We start from the raw sequence: 12,698 nt of genomic DNA on the forward strand, positions 1-12,698 counted from the left end.
GTCTGCACCGCCTCATATGGTGCAGACCAACAGTCTGCGTATAGCTTCGCACCATCAGCAAGCATTGTGATTCTGGTTTTTACTTGCCCTGCACTGAAAGTACTCTTACTGCACCAACTTAGTGCAATTATTGCCCCGGATTCTTGATTATTCCATTCCTATCGCGTTTGCTTTTTGCGCTTTTCTATCTCTAATCGCGTTCTCCTTCCTGATTTATGCCAGATAAATCATTTATGGCACACCGTTTGCTTTAATCATGACGTAGACCTACTTCATAGAGCACGTAATCGAACAAGTGGCGGGCGAAAGCCTGAACGTAATGGCTAGGGGGAAGATAAATGAAACTGGTTACTGTGGTGATAAAACCATTCAAGCTGGAAGATGTACGTGAAGCGTTATCTTCTGTTGGCATCCAGGGGCTAACCGTCACTGAGGTGAAAGGATTTGGTCGTCAGAAAGGGCACGCGGAGCTATACCGTGGCGCAGAATACAGCGTTAACTTTTTACCTAAGGTAAAAATTGATATCGCGATTGCAGACGACCAACTGGACGAAGTGATCGACGTCATCAGCAAAGCCGCGTACACCGGAAAAATTGGTGATGGCAAAATTTTTGTCGCCGAGTTGCAAAGGGTTATCCGTATTCGTACGGGTGAAACTGACGAAGCCGCACTTTAACAACACCTAGCGTAGATACGTAAATAGGGATGGATGAAAATGAAAAAACTACTCTCTTCATTAGGTCTCGGTGTGGCGGCATTACTCCCGTCCTGGGCAATGGCTGCGACACCGACAATTGATAAAGCGGATAACGCTTTTATTATGATTTGTACCGTGTTGGTACTTTTTATGACTATACCAGGCATCGCACTGTTTTATGGCGGCCTGATCCGTTCGAAGAACGTACTGTCCATGATGACGCAGGTGAGTGTAACGTTCGCGATGGTCTGTATCTTGTGGGTGGTTTACGGATATAGCCTGGCCTTCAGTGAAGGTAACGCCTTCTTCGGTGGTTTCAGTACGTTTATGCTGAAAGGCATCGGGATTGAGTCCATCAGCGGTACCTACTATCAGTTTGTGCATGTGGCTTATCAGGCTTCCTTCGCCTGTATCACCGTTGCGTTGATTGTCGGGGCGATCGCTGAGCGTATTCGTTTCTCTGCGGTGCTGATTTTTGTTGGGCTGTGGCTGACGTTCTCCTACCTGCCGATGACGCACATGGTATGGGGCGGTGGCTATCTGGCTATGGATGGCGCGTTAGACTTTGCTGGCGGTACGGTCGTTCACATCAACGCCGCGGTTGCTGGGTTGGTTGGTGCTTACCTGCTGGGCAAACGTGCTGGCTTTGGTAAAGAAGCCTTCAAACCGCATAACCTGCCGATGGTGTTTATTGGTACGGCGATTCTGTATATCGGCTGGTTTGGTTTCAATGCGGGGTCTGCGGGTGCTGCTAACGGTGTCGCCGCTCTGGCTTTCCTGAACACTGTTGTTGCGACTGCTGCTGCGATTCTGGCATGGGTTGGTGGTGAGTGGTTGGTACGCGGTAAACCTTCTCTGCTGGGCGCGTGCTCTGGCTGTATCGCAGGTCTGGTGGCAATTACCCCAGCAGCGGGTACGGTTGGCGTGGGTGGCGCCTTGATCATCGGTCTGGCTGGTGGTGTTGCGGGCCTGTGGGGCGTAACAGTACTGAAAAGATGGCTGCGTGTGGATGACCCGTGTGATGTGTTCGGTGTTCACGGCGTGTGCGGTATCGTTGGTTGTATCTTGACGGGGGTATTCACGTCGGCATCGCTGGGTGGAACAGGCTATGCTGAAGGTGTGACAATGGCGCACCAGGTTTGGGTACAGCTGTTCAGCGTGATTGTTTGTCTGGTGTGGTCTGGCGTGGTGGCATTTGTCGCCTTCAAGGTTGCGGATATGATCGTTGGTCTGCGTGTACCTGAAGAGCAAGAGCGCGAAGGTCTGGACGTTAACAGCCATGGCGAGAGCGCTTACAACCAATAAGTAAGACCGTTCAGATACAGTGAACAGGCGTGGAGGAAACTCCACGCCTGTTTTGTTTTACGGCTAACGTTGTTTAAATTGCGTTGTTGCAGCGATGTAATTCTTTTGTCAGCAGATTTACTGCTGGCGGCGACGCATGACTCCTTCCTGCACGCTAGATGCAACCAGCACACCTTCTCGGGTATAGAATTGTCCGCGTACGAAGCCACGGGCGCCGGATGCGGATGTGCTTTCCACGGTATATAACAGCCAGTCGTCTAGCCGGAAATCACGGTGGAACCACATCGAGTGATCGATCGTGGCGACCTGCATACCCGGTTCCAAAAAGCCAACGCCATGAGGCTGCAAGGCCGTGAGTAGGAAGTTGCAGTCAGACGTATAGCCAAGCAGATATTGGTGGATATGCTTGTCGTCCGGCAGCGGGCTGCTGGCACGGCACCAAACGTGTCGTATTGGCTCGTCCACTTCGCCCTTTAGCGGGTTATGGAATTTAACCGGGCGCATCTCAATCGGGCTGGCCTGAATAAATTTATCGCGAAAGCGGGGCGGCAGAAGATGCTGCATGTCTTGTGCGATTTCCTGCTCAGATTTCAGCACCTCTGGCGGTGCGACGTCTGGCATCACATTTTGGTGCTCAAACCCTTCCTCATGACTTTGAAATGAGGCAGTCATATAAAAAATGGGGCGACCATTTTGGATGGCACTAACGCGGCGAGCGCTGAAACTGTTGCCATCGCGCAGGTTTTCAACGTCATAAATAATCGGTTTTTGACTATCGCCGGGTAACAAAAAGTAGCTATGAAAAGAGTGAATGTTGCGCTCGGCAGGAACGGTCTGCTTAGCGGCCGACATGGCTTGGCCGACAACTTGCCCACCAAATACCTGGCGCAGCCCCAAATCATCGCTTTGTCCGCGAAATAGCCCTTCTTCGAGTTTCTCTAAACGCAGGAGGTCGAGAAGGGGTTGTAGTGATTCACTCATGGTATCGGCCTCAATGGATGCGAATGGATAATTATCTATTTGTTTTTTAAGGTGTAAAATATCTATTTGTGGATTTTAATTATACTGAATGTGCGGTTTTCAGGAAAATATCAGAATTTTGCACCATCATTATTGTGTTTATTGAATCATACTATTTATGAGTGCCGGTCTTCGATGCCGGTAGTCTGACAATAATAAAGGAGACTGACCGAATGAAATTATGGCATATCTTAGGCGGTATCACGTTATCGATGACTCTGGCTGCATGTGCACAGAGGGGGGATTATGGCGTTTCTCCTCAGACTGGTGCACCTGTCACCAGTGTTTCCTCCCAGCGTCCGGCTGTCGCAATGCCAGCGGTAACGGGTACGGTTAATATTCGTCAGCGCATTGCGCTACCTCACAACGCGGTTTTGACCGTTACGGTGTCTGATGCATCGCTGGCAGATGCGCCTTCAAAAGTGATTGCTCAACGCGTGACGCGTACGGAAGGAAAGCAGGCTCCTTTCCAATTCGAGTTGCCGTATAACCCGGCTGATATTCAGCCCAACGCGCGTATCTTACTCAGCGCAGCGGTTGCGATCGATAATCGTATCGTAATGGTGACGGAGAACGTCTTACCGGTCATTAGCAACGGGGTAAATAACGCCGATTTGGTGTTGGTGCCTGTCGCTTCTGTTCCTTTACCAGCGAAAAATCAGGAATCAATGATATCTAACCCGACGAATCAGACCCCTCATATGCTTCAGGGACAGCCTGCATCGTCATCTATGGCTCCGCAGCCAGTTTGGTAATTCATCTGGATACGCGCCGTTATGGCGCGTATTGCCAGCGATATTTAGCAAGATCAATCTTTCCCTGCCGATTGAAAATGATGCCTTCCGCCTGTAGTGCAGACTTCTGGCGTACATAATCTCCACCAACCAGCGATATTTCTCCTTTACGATTGATTACCCGATGCCAGGGGAGTTTGCTGTCTTTCGGCAGGCGTTTTAACACCCCACCGACCTGCCTCGATGCTCTGGGGGAGTCGGCAAGCTGCGCGATGTCGCCATAGGTCGCTATTTTCCCATAGGGAATCGCCGCGACAATTTGAAAAACGCGTTGGCGGAAATTATCGTTTTTTTCTGACATCCGCGGATGTTCCTGCTGTTTCTAAACCGATTGAACATCATAGTGGCATAGTGAAGTGAGTAAGAAAACAACGGTTAGTATGGGTTAGCTTGCAATTGCCTATCTCATCGCCGATAATGCCCACCGCTTTGTGACACGCTGTAGTTATCATGCAAACTGTTATGAAGTCGTCAATGGAGGCCCTGTCGGTTCTCCCGCAACACTATCCTGTGGACTCGGTCAGATCCGGAAGGAAGCAGCCGCAGCAGGAGACGTGTGTGCCGGGATGTAGCTGGCGGGGCCTCCACCAATTTAGCGCCTGTATAACCGCTCCATCGTCAGAGCGAGCTTTGTTTTCTTCCCATAGATCCAATCGTCAGCCATATACCCCAAATCTCTAGCCATACATACGCTTTGAGCCACCATTCTTGGCTCGATTGATGTCATTTTCCGTTCTCAGCTTTTCGGAAAGATTACCCGTGCATCTTTGCTTAGAGAGTAATAATCGCGGTAATTATTACATCCTCTGTTTTCATCACAGGATATACTATTAGTGATGTTATCGATGCGATTGTTATAAATGATAAGTGGTGGGGGAATAAGCGTGAAGTGAGGGAGGACTTTCATTTTTACTTAATATTAAAAATACAATTTGTTACAAGTCTTACTTAATTAATGCGTTAAAAAGATAATAAAAACAAAGGCCGATAATATTATCGGCGCAGTGTATTTAATGTCAGTTTTTGTATGCGTGCCGTCAGAAATTAACGTACGTAGCGCCATACTGCGGTAGGGATTTTGTCGTAGAGTTTGTTCATTGTCAGTTCAGCCAGGCGATGATCGGCTGCTGAAAAGAACATCTCCAGTTCATCATTGGAGAGCTCATACTTGTTTTTTTCAATAACACGTTCGAGTGTGTCAATGGTTGTGCATTTACGCAAACGCATCAAATAGTCGATTTTTTTCATAATGGCCTATGCAAACAGTACCTGGTGGTTAAAAAATATAAATAAATTATTGCTTAAGTTTTAGCAGGCGTACAGATGTTCTCCCCTGAGAACATTCCGAATAATTTTGCTTTGGATTTCTGCCAGCGTCGTAGTTCAGCATCATTAATGCCATAGTTGCTAAACAAGACGTAAGTATCATCCAAATACTTTTCAACCTGCTCTGAAAGCTCACTTTCGTTAGGGTATTTTATTTTAAATGTGAGAATAAACGTAGCGATATGCTCAATAAGTTCATTTAATTGGAGATTGATCGCAGATGTTGGATCATTGACCCAGCCGTGACTGCTATCGCCTAACGTTGCTATGCTTTCGTCACACAGATTCTCACATAAGAATCTGAGTTGGGCAATATCATAATGTTTCGGTGTGTACTCATCCATATCAATCCCTCCGTTAAGCCGTTATTCAGTGTTACTGCGGTTAACACCTGGTAAACAGGTAGACTGATGAAGCTTGCAAGATAAAGACATTAGCATTCTTTCGTATTCATGCTGTTACAGGCAATGCATTGAGCCATTGTGATTTGTTCAGCAATGAATGAAACAACTGAGATTTTCTTACCTCCTAGTATCTACTATGTCGCGAAATAGGGTTGGCGTAAATACCAACATATCATGACTTAACCTTAAGTATAGCTCTACCATGTTGGTTACGATTACGTCATTCTATATATGACTATAGCAAAAGCGTTGGTAAAATTCGCGGATAATAGATAAGGTTTTTATTGCTATTTATTTTGATTAAGCCTCAGGTTTTTTGTTGTTACTATGAGCATAGAATAAACTTGGCTGCGGATTATTTAATTATTTCTATCTGAAAATATGAGAAATGGCAGAAGTAACGCGAGGAGGTTTTTCAGTTCATAATGTGAGGGGAGGATCGTTATCTTATTGTTTCAGCTGTTTTTTCATAAAAATAATCCCGTACAGCCTTGTTAGCGTTATGACGTAGGCTGTATCGGGATGAGCTAGGGAAAGATTAACCTTTTTTCTTTTTTCCGCCTTGTACGGCCTTAAAGCGCGGATTGGATTTACATATAACGTAAACTCGCCCACGACGGCGGACCACAATACAATCTTTATGGCGATTTTTTGCTGAACGCAGCGAACTAAGAACCTGCATTTAATAACCCTCTCTGATTACTTGAAGAAGTTCCCGAAACGCTGATGGAAGCGTGCCGTGCTGCCTTCTTTGGAATATTCTTTTTGCTTCCCGGTGTAATAGGGATGCGATGCCGAAGAAACTTCGATGATGACGTAAGGGTAGTGGGTACCCTCAAGCTCAATGGTTCGATCGGTTTTAATGGTTGACCCAGTCCTGTAATAGACATCCGCGCTGGTATCATGAAATACCACTGTGCGATAGTCAGGGTGAATACCCGCTTTCATAGCTACCTCAATTGTTATGTTATAACATATCTTTCATGTTGCGCTTTTTTAGCATACGGATCAACCATTATGTTGTTGTGAGGTGAGTATTCTCTAAATTGCTGTAGATACGGATAAGATGAGAAAACAGTACGGTTACCTGGGAAGTGAGGATAGGGGCGTAAAAAAGGCCGCTAGGCGGCCTTTTAGAGGATATATAGGTAGGTTAGTGAGCTGTTGTATCGTCCACTTTCTTGCTGAAACGACGGCGGACAACAACGAAGAACACCGGAACGAAGAAGATAGCCAGCACGGTTGCCGTAATCATCCCGCCCATTACGCCAGTACCAACGGCGTTCTGTGCACCGGAACCCGCACCACTACTAATTACCAGCGGCATTACACCGAGGATAAAGGCCAGTGATGTCATCAGGATTGGACGCAAACGCATACGAACAGCATCCAGCGTTGCTTCAATCAGTCCTTTCCCTTCTTTTTCCATCAGATCTTTAGCAAATTCGACGATCAATATGGCGTTCTTCGCCGATAGCCCTATGGTTGTTAGCAGGCCCACCTTAAAGTAAACGTCATTTTCAAGACCCGTCATATTCGCTGCAATCAATGCACCGATGATCCCCAATGGAACAACCAGCATGACGGAGAACGGAATTGACCAGCTCTCATAAAGCGCCGCCAGACACAGGAACACGACAATCAATGAAATGGCATAGATTGCAGGAGCCTGGTTGCCTGATAACCGCTCTTGATAGGACATTCCCGTCCATTGGTAGCCGATACCTTGCGGTAATTTGGTGACGAACTCTTCCATCAACGCCATGGCGTCACCGGAACTCTTACCTGGAGCCGCTTCGCCCTGTATTTGCATGGATGGCTGGCCGTTATAACGCTCCAGACGCGGTGAACCGTATTCCCAGTGACTCTGCGTGAAGGCGGAGAATGGCACCATCTGTCCGTTACTACCGCGGATGTACCAGTTTTTGATGTCATCTGGCAGCATACGGAAAGGCGCGTCGGCCTGAACGTAAACTTTCTTCACGCGACCGCGATCGATAAAGTCATTCACATAAGAACCACCCAGCGTTGTTGCCAACGTTGAGCTGATATCTGACAGTGACACGCCAAGCGCTTGTGCTTTTTCCTGATCGATATCAAGACGGAATTGCGGTGTATCTTCCATCCCGTTCGGACGAACTTGCACCAGCGTATCAGGGCGTTGTGCTGCCATGCCCAGTAACTGATTACGTGCTTCCGTCAGTTTTGCGTGCCCAAGGTTAGCTTGGTCAATCAACTGGAAGTCGAAACCTGTTGCAGTACCCAGTTCGATAATCGCAGGAAGGTTGACTGCGAAAACCATAGCTTCTTTATACTGGCTAAAGGCCGCGTTTGCTCGGCCTGCAATCGCCATAACTTTATTTTCTGCGCCGCTTCGTTCACTCCAGTCATTCAAGCTGGCGAAAGCCAAACCGGCATTCTGCCCACGACCAGAGAACCCGAAGCCCGTCACGGTAAACACAGACTTAACGTTACCTTTCTCATTGTCGAGATAGTATTGCGTCATTCTGTCCATGATTTTCTGGGTGTTTTCCTGCGTTGCACCTGAAGGTAACTGAACAATGTTCAGGAGAACCCCCTGGTCTTCGTCCGGCAGGAAAGACGTTGGCAAACGTAAGAACAACAGTGCCAGACCCACAACTATCAACAGATAGATGACCAGATAACGGCCAGTGCTGCGCAGGATATTCGCCACGCTGTCGGTGTAGTGCTGCGTGCTCTTCTCAAACAGCCGGTTGAACCAGCCGAAGAAGCCTTTTTTCTCACCATGATCGCCTTTGGCGATGGGTTTCAGCAGTGTTGCACAAAGTGCTGGTGTCAAAATCAACGCAACCAGAACCGACAGCACCATCGCCGAAACGATTGTGATGGAGAACTGGCGGTAGATTGCCCCTGTTGAACCACCGGTAAACGCCATCGGGACGAATACGGCGGACAGCACCAGTGCAATACCGACCAACGCGCCTTGGATCTGCTCCATGGATCGTTTGGTTGCTTCTTTAGGCGGCAGACCTTCTTCCGCCATTACTCGTTCCACGTTTTCCACGACGACGATGGCGTCATCCACCAGAAGCCCGATGGCGAGAACCATCGCGAACATCGTCAAGGTGTTTATGGAATAACCAAACGCGGAGAGGATAGCAAATGTCCCCAGCAAGACGACCGGCACCGCGATTGTTGGGATCAGCGTGGCACGGAAGTTCTGCAGGAACAGGTACATCACCAGGAATACCAGTACGATAGCTTCCACCAGCGTTTTCACTACTTCGTTGATCGAGATCTTAACGAAGGGCGTTGTATCGTACGGGTAAACGACTTTCAGGCCTGAAGGAAAGAACTCTTCCGCTTTGGTCAGTGCATCTTTTACTGCGTTTGCCGTATCCAGCGCGTTCGCACCTGTTGCCAATTTGATACCGATACCGGCAGCGGGTTTCCCATTGAAACGAGCTATAACGTCGTAGCCTTCTGCGCCCAACTCAACGCGTGCGACATCTTTAAGGCGAACCTGAGACCCATCGGCGTTGACCTTCAGCAGTATTTTAGAAAACTCCTCTGCTGAATTCAGACGGGTCTGCGCAATGATCGAGGCGTTCAACTGCTGGCCGGGAACCGGTGGAGCGCCCCCCAATTGTCCTGCGGCGATCTGGTTGTTTTGAACACGGATTGCTGCGCTGACGTCACCTGAAGTTAACTGATAGTTGTTCAGCTTGTTCGGATCTAGCCAGATACGCATGGCGTACTGGGAGCCAAATAGCTGCGCGTCGCCTACGCCGGATGTACGACTGATAGGGTCTTTAACGTTAGCGGCCACGTAGTCAGCGATATCTTCCTGTGACATTTTACCGTCTTCACTAATGAAGGCGGCAACCATAAGGAAGCTGCTACTTGATTTCTGAACGTTCACCCCTTGCTGCTGTACTTCCTGCGGCAGCAACGGCATGGCCAGTTGCAGCTTGTTCTGCACCTGAACCTGCGCGATGTCCGGATCGGTACTGGCCTCAAAGGTCAGCGTAATCTGGACCGTACCTGAGGAGTCACTGCTTGATGACATGTACATCAGGTTATCGATACCGTTCATATTCTGTTCGATAACCTGCGTAACAGAGTCTTGCAGTGTTGATGCATCGGCCCCAGGATAGTTTGCTGTTATTTCAATCGCGGGTGGCGCGATTGTTGGGTACTGGGCAATGGGTAATTTAACAATTGCCAGCAACCCCGTCAGCATCACCATGATGGCGAGTACCCATGCAAAAATGGGTCGATCTATAAAAAACTTAGCCATGAATTGTACCGGCTCCTGTTAGAACGTCTTAAGACTTCGCGGGTTCTGCTGACGCTTGCGGCGCCTGCTGATTTTCTGGAGCGACTTCTTTAGCTTTCACCTGCGCACCGGGTCTGATTTTTTGCAGACCAGTGAGGATAACGCGATCGCCCGCTTTCAAGCCTTCGGCAACCAACCATTTGTCACCGATTGCTTTACTGGTTTTAAGCGTGCGAGGTTCCACTTTATCGCCTTCCCCAACAACCATCGCTGTGGCCTGACCACGCGGATCGCGGGTTATACCTTGTTGAGGAACTAACAAAGCCGTTGGGTTAACACCGGAATCGAGGCGAGCTCGTACAAACATTCCGGGGAGCAGGTTATGCTGTGGGTTTGGGAAAATAGCGCGCAGCGTGATGGAGCCCGTGGTTTCATCTACCGTTACATCAGAGAATTCCAATGTACCCGCTTCGGTATATTCGGTACCGTTTTCCAACAGCAGGCGAACATTCGCTTTGCCTTCATTTTGTTTCAGCGTGCCGTTTTCCAGCTCTCTCTTCAGTTGCAGGAAATCATTACTGGACTGCGTGACATCCACATAGATTGGATCAAGCTGCTGTAAGGTCGTTAATGCCGTTGCTTGGCTGGTGCCCACCAATGCGCCTTCCGTTACCGTGGATTTACCCACGCGGCCTTCGATTGGTGCATTAACTTTGGTGTAAGCCAGATTGATTTGCGCAGTGTCAACCGTCGCTTTAGCAGCCTGAACCGCTGCATCAGCCTGACGAGAGGTGGCAACTGCCTGATCGTAATCCTGCTTGCTGACGTAGTTGGTGCCCAGCAGCGGTTTATAGCGGTTAACCGTCAGGCGGGCAATTTCTGCCTGAGCCTGTGCCTGAGCAAGTGAGCCTTTGGCGCTATTATAGTTTGCCTGATATGTCGCCGGATCGATCTGATACAGCGATGCACCAGCTTTAACGTCGGAACCTTCAACGAAGTTGCGTTTGAGGATAATACCGCCAACCTGTGGGCGAACCTCTGCAATACGGTAAGCACTTGTACGGCCCGGCAGCTCGGTCATAACATTCAGTGCTTCCGTTTTCAACGTAACAATACCCACTTCAGGCATCTGCTGCTGTGCGCCACCTTGCTGATTGTTGCCGTCATCACATCCCGCAAGCATTAAGCCGCCAGAAAGCATCAGAACTGCCGCCAGAGGCGTTAGCCCTCTGTTTTTGTTCATAGATAAACCTCAAGTGTCCGATTTGAAATTGACCAATGGATCACAAGCTTAAAAACCCATTGCTGCTATAGTCTTATGTTCATGCTATGTTACATACATACTTGAATGTATGTAAATCTCACTTTCCTTCAAATACAGCGATATGGCACGAAAAACCAAATTATCATGGCACGAAAAACCAAAAAACAGGCTCAGGAAACTCGGCAACAGATACTGGATACTGCGTTAAGAGTGTTCTCTGAGCATGGTGTGTCTGCGACTTCATTGTCTGATATTGCGACTGCTGCTGGTGTGACCCGCGGTGCTATTTATTGGCATTTTAAGAACAAAGCCGAAATTTTTGATGAAATCTGGGCTCTGGCAGAGTCAAAAATCAGTGAGTTTGAAATAGAGTATCAGACAAAATTCCCTGATAATCCACTCCGTGTGATGCGTGAATTATTGATTTATATGCTGCGTTTAACCGTTAGCGACACTCACTGGCGTTCCATTATGGAGATCGTTTTTCACAAATGTGAGTTTGTCGGTGAAATGCTGCAATCGTATAATGCACGAAAAGAGCTTTATCTTTCCTGCTATGTGGATATCGAAGAAAACCTGATTGAGTGCATTCGTATGGGGATGTTGCCGACGGACATTCATCCCCGTCGGGCAGCGATTGCGCTGCGTGCCTATTTCTCCGGTGTGATGGAGAACTGGTTATTTATGCCGGAAAGTTTCGATCTCGATCAGGAAGCCCCGGCGCTGGTAGATGCCTTTATCGACATGTTGCATTTTAGCCCTGCGCTGCGTAAACCTGCTGAGTAAGTAGTGGTTCATCCGCGTTAACACCTCTTACCTTTAAGTGCAGAGCTATTCGCTTTAAGAGGAAGATTTAGCGTCATTTTTTTCTTGCGAGAGCTTTTTCTCAAAATCGGCCTGTACCATTGCCAGTGCGGCGAGTGCGATACGGGGTTCGATTTGGTTTTCTTCCAGCAGCATAATCAAATCGACCGCCAGCTTGACTTCGGGTGGCGCGTTTTCAAGTGACATGAGTCATTTCCTCTTCTTTCTCGGCGAAGCCGCCGCGCTACAGTCCTTGTTCCCGGCGTTCAATCTGACGTTCTAAGCGTGATAGAGCCTGACGGCAGCGTGACAACCGTCCTTCCAGCGCGGCCAACTCTTTTTGCAGCCGCTGTTGCTCGCTGAAAAGCGTCTGTGTAATGAGCAGACTTTCTCTATCCTGAATCATGGAAAGCAAACGGCGCTCATAATCCTGATGCTCCGCCAGTTTGTGATACACATCTTCCTGCGGTGGTGCGGCATTTTGCTCCTGCCTGCGCAATGATTGTGTCGCCAGTTCACGTTGCAGAGCGGCTATCTGGCTAACCAGTTTTTCAGCTAGAAACGCCACGCGATCGGTGCGCTGTTCGGCAACCAGCTGTTTTATTGCGCGCAGGTTTTGTTCAACTTCGGCGCGATAATCACGTAGCCGAGTGCCGTAACTGCTAAAAAGCTGACGATCAAAGCGCGATTGCGGTACAGCTTTATCCGCCAGCGGTTCAAGCTGTTTCGCCAGCGTGTTAATTTGTTGTTCAAGTGCCAACAGCAATTGATGCGTGTTCACTTTTTTCCCTTACGGTAAGGCTGATAATTCAGCGGGCCGAC

The 12,698-nt window shown here is 48.5% G+C and carries 14 protein-coding genes and 1 other RNA gene; 5 read left to right on the forward strand and 10 right to left on the reverse strand.

Annotated features, from left to right (window positions below):
* Positions 1-338: 338 nt before the first annotated feature.
* Positions 339-677, forward strand: coding sequence for a P-II family nitrogen regulator (glnK, locus tag GZ59_RS05710; RefSeq protein ID WP_002208627.1), 339 nt, complete (start codon positions 339-341; stop codon positions 675-677).
* A 39-nt stretch (positions 678-716) separates the two neighbouring features.
* A complete protein-coding gene (amtB, locus tag GZ59_RS05715) occupies positions 717-2,003 on the forward strand; it encodes an ammonium transporter AmtB (RefSeq protein WP_039290645.1) in 1,287 nt (428 codons plus the stop codon).
* A gap of 117 nt (positions 2,004-2,120) precedes the next feature.
* On the opposite strand, the gene tesB is transcribed toward amtB, so the two are convergent.
* The gene (tesB, locus tag GZ59_RS05720) at positions 2,121-2,984 is read right to left on the reverse strand and encodes an acyl-CoA thioesterase II (RefSeq protein WP_011092755.1); all 864 of its coding nucleotides are present in this window, start codon (positions 2,982-2,984) and stop codon (positions 2,121-2,123) included.
* Between the two features lie 212 nt (positions 2,985-3,196).
* On the opposite strand from tesB, the gene GZ59_RS05725 reads away from it, so the two are divergent.
* A complete protein-coding gene (locus GZ59_RS05725; RefSeq protein ID WP_011092756.1) occupies positions 3,197-3,778 on the forward strand; it encodes a YbaY family lipoprotein in 582 nt (193 codons plus the stop codon).
* A gap of 19 nt (positions 3,779-3,797) precedes the next feature.
* On the opposite strand, the gene GZ59_RS05730 is transcribed toward GZ59_RS05725, so the two are convergent.
* Complete coding sequence (locus GZ59_RS05730; RefSeq protein ID WP_011092757.1) at positions 3,798-4,118, reverse strand: MGMT family protein; 321 nt, start codon at positions 4,116-4,118, stop codon at positions 3,798-3,800.
* Positions 4,119-4,301: 183 nt separating this feature from the next.
* Here GZ59_RS05730 and ffs point away from each other — a divergent pair.
* Positions 4,302-4,398: signal recognition particle sRNA small type (gene ffs, locus GZ59_RS22665), an RNA gene on the forward strand.
* Between the two features lie 463 nt (positions 4,399-4,861).
* Here the strand turns inward: ffs and GZ59_RS05735 are convergent.
* From GZ59_RS05735 to GZ59_RS05755, 6 genes are all read right to left on the reverse strand, one after another.
* The gene (locus GZ59_RS05735) at positions 4,862-5,065 is read right to left on the reverse strand and encodes an HHA domain-containing protein (RefSeq protein WP_011092758.1); all 204 of its coding nucleotides are present in this window, start codon (positions 5,063-5,065) and stop codon (positions 4,862-4,864) included.
* 53 nt (positions 5,066-5,118) lie between these two features.
* On the reverse strand, positions 5,119-5,487 hold the full coding sequence (gene tomB, locus GZ59_RS05740) for an Hha toxicity modulator TomB (RefSeq protein WP_010282247.1): 369 nt from the start codon (positions 5,485-5,487) through the stop codon (positions 5,119-5,121).
* A gap of 598 nt (positions 5,488-6,085) precedes the next feature.
* Positions 6,086-6,229 (reverse strand): type B 50S ribosomal protein L36, encoded by a 144-nt coding sequence (ykgO, locus tag GZ59_RS22670; RefSeq protein ID WP_005976091.1) that lies wholly within the window; start codon positions 6,227-6,229, stop codon positions 6,086-6,088.
* Positions 6,230-6,246: 17 nt separating this feature from the next.
* Positions 6,247-6,495 carry a type B 50S ribosomal protein L31 gene (locus GZ59_RS05745; protein ID WP_011092759.1) on the reverse strand — a complete coding sequence of 83 codons (249 nt, stop codon included), beginning with the start codon at positions 6,493-6,495 and terminating at the stop codon, positions 6,247-6,249.
* A 205-nt stretch (positions 6,496-6,700) separates the two neighbouring features.
* The gene (locus GZ59_RS05750; RefSeq protein ID WP_011092760.1) at positions 6,701-9,829 is read right to left on the reverse strand and encodes an efflux RND transporter permease subunit; all 3,129 of its coding nucleotides are present in this window, start codon (positions 9,827-9,829) and stop codon (positions 6,701-6,703) included.
* 28 nt (positions 9,830-9,857) lie between these two features.
* Positions 9,858-11,051, reverse strand: a complete 1,194-nt coding sequence (locus GZ59_RS05755) for an efflux RND transporter periplasmic adaptor subunit (RefSeq protein ID WP_011092761.1) — start codon at positions 11,049-11,051, stop codon at positions 9,858-9,860.
* Between the two features lie 165 nt (positions 11,052-11,216).
* Between GZ59_RS05755 and acrR the strand changes: the two genes are divergently transcribed.
* The gene (acrR, locus tag GZ59_RS05760; protein WP_011092762.1) at positions 11,217-11,858 is read left to right on the forward strand and encodes a multidrug efflux transporter transcriptional repressor AcrR; all 642 of its coding nucleotides are present in this window, start codon (positions 11,217-11,219) and stop codon (positions 11,856-11,858) included.
* Between the two features lie 54 nt (positions 11,859-11,912).
* Here acrR and rsmS read toward each other — a convergent pair whose 3' ends face one another.
* On the reverse strand, positions 11,913-12,083 hold the full coding sequence (gene rsmS, locus GZ59_RS22675) for a pleiotropic regulatory protein RsmS (RefSeq protein WP_011092763.1): 171 nt from the start codon (positions 12,081-12,083) through the stop codon (positions 11,913-11,915).
* 37 nt (positions 12,084-12,120) lie between these two features.
* Complete coding sequence (priC, locus tag GZ59_RS05765) at positions 12,121-12,657, reverse strand: primosomal replication protein PriC (RefSeq protein WP_011092764.1); 537 nt, start codon at positions 12,655-12,657, stop codon at positions 12,121-12,123.
* Between the last annotated feature and the right edge of the window lie 41 nt (positions 12,658-12,698).

Origin of the sequence: Pectobacterium atrosepticum (genome assembly GCF_000740965.1) — a bacterium.
Lineage (GTDB): Bacteria > Pseudomonadota > Gammaproteobacteria > Enterobacterales > Enterobacteriaceae > Pectobacterium > Pectobacterium atrosepticum.

Bases quoted from the DNA above. Each gene is read 5' to 3' on its own strand.
- glnK (WP_002208627.1), top strand. From the start codon at position 339: ATGAAACTGGTTACTGTGGTGATAAAACCATTCAAGCTGGAAGATGTA.
- amtB (WP_039290645.1), top strand. From the start codon at position 717: ATGAAAAAACTACTCTCTTCATTAGGTCTCGGTGTGGCGGCATTACTC.
- tesB (WP_011092755.1), bottom strand. From the start codon at position 2,984: ATGAGTGAATCACTACAACCCCTTCTCGACCTCCTGCGTTTAGAGAAA.
- GZ59_RS05725 (WP_011092756.1), top strand. From the start codon at position 3,197: ATGAAATTATGGCATATCTTAGGCGGTATCACGTTATCGATGACTCTG.
- GZ59_RS05730 (WP_011092757.1), bottom strand. From the start codon at position 4,118: ATGTCAGAAAAAAACGATAATTTCCGCCAACGCGTTTTTCAAATTGTC.
- GZ59_RS05735 (WP_011092758.1), bottom strand. From the start codon at position 5,065: ATGAAAAAAATCGACTATTTGATGCGTTTGCGTAAATGCACAACCATT.
- tomB (WP_010282247.1), bottom strand. From the start codon at position 5,487: ATGGATGAGTACACACCGAAACATTATGATATTGCCCAACTCAGATTC.
- ykgO (WP_005976091.1), bottom strand. From the start codon at position 6,229: ATGCAGGTTCTTAGTTCGCTGCGTTCAGCAAAAAATCGCCATAAAGAT.
- GZ59_RS05745 (WP_011092759.1), bottom strand. From the start codon at position 6,495: ATGAAAGCGGGTATTCACCCTGACTATCGCACAGTGGTATTTCATGAT.
- GZ59_RS05750 (WP_011092760.1), bottom strand. From the start codon at position 9,829: ATGGCTAAGTTTTTTATAGATCGACCCATTTTTGCATGGGTACTCGCC.
- GZ59_RS05755 (WP_011092761.1), bottom strand. From the start codon at position 11,051: ATGAACAAAAACAGAGGGCTAACGCCTCTGGCGGCAGTTCTGATGCTT.
- acrR (WP_011092762.1), top strand. From the start codon at position 11,217: ATGGCACGAAAAACCAAAAAACAGGCTCAGGAAACTCGGCAACAGATA.
- rsmS (WP_011092763.1), bottom strand. From the start codon at position 12,083: ATGTCACTTGAAAACGCGCCACCCGAAGTCAAGCTGGCGGTCGATTTG.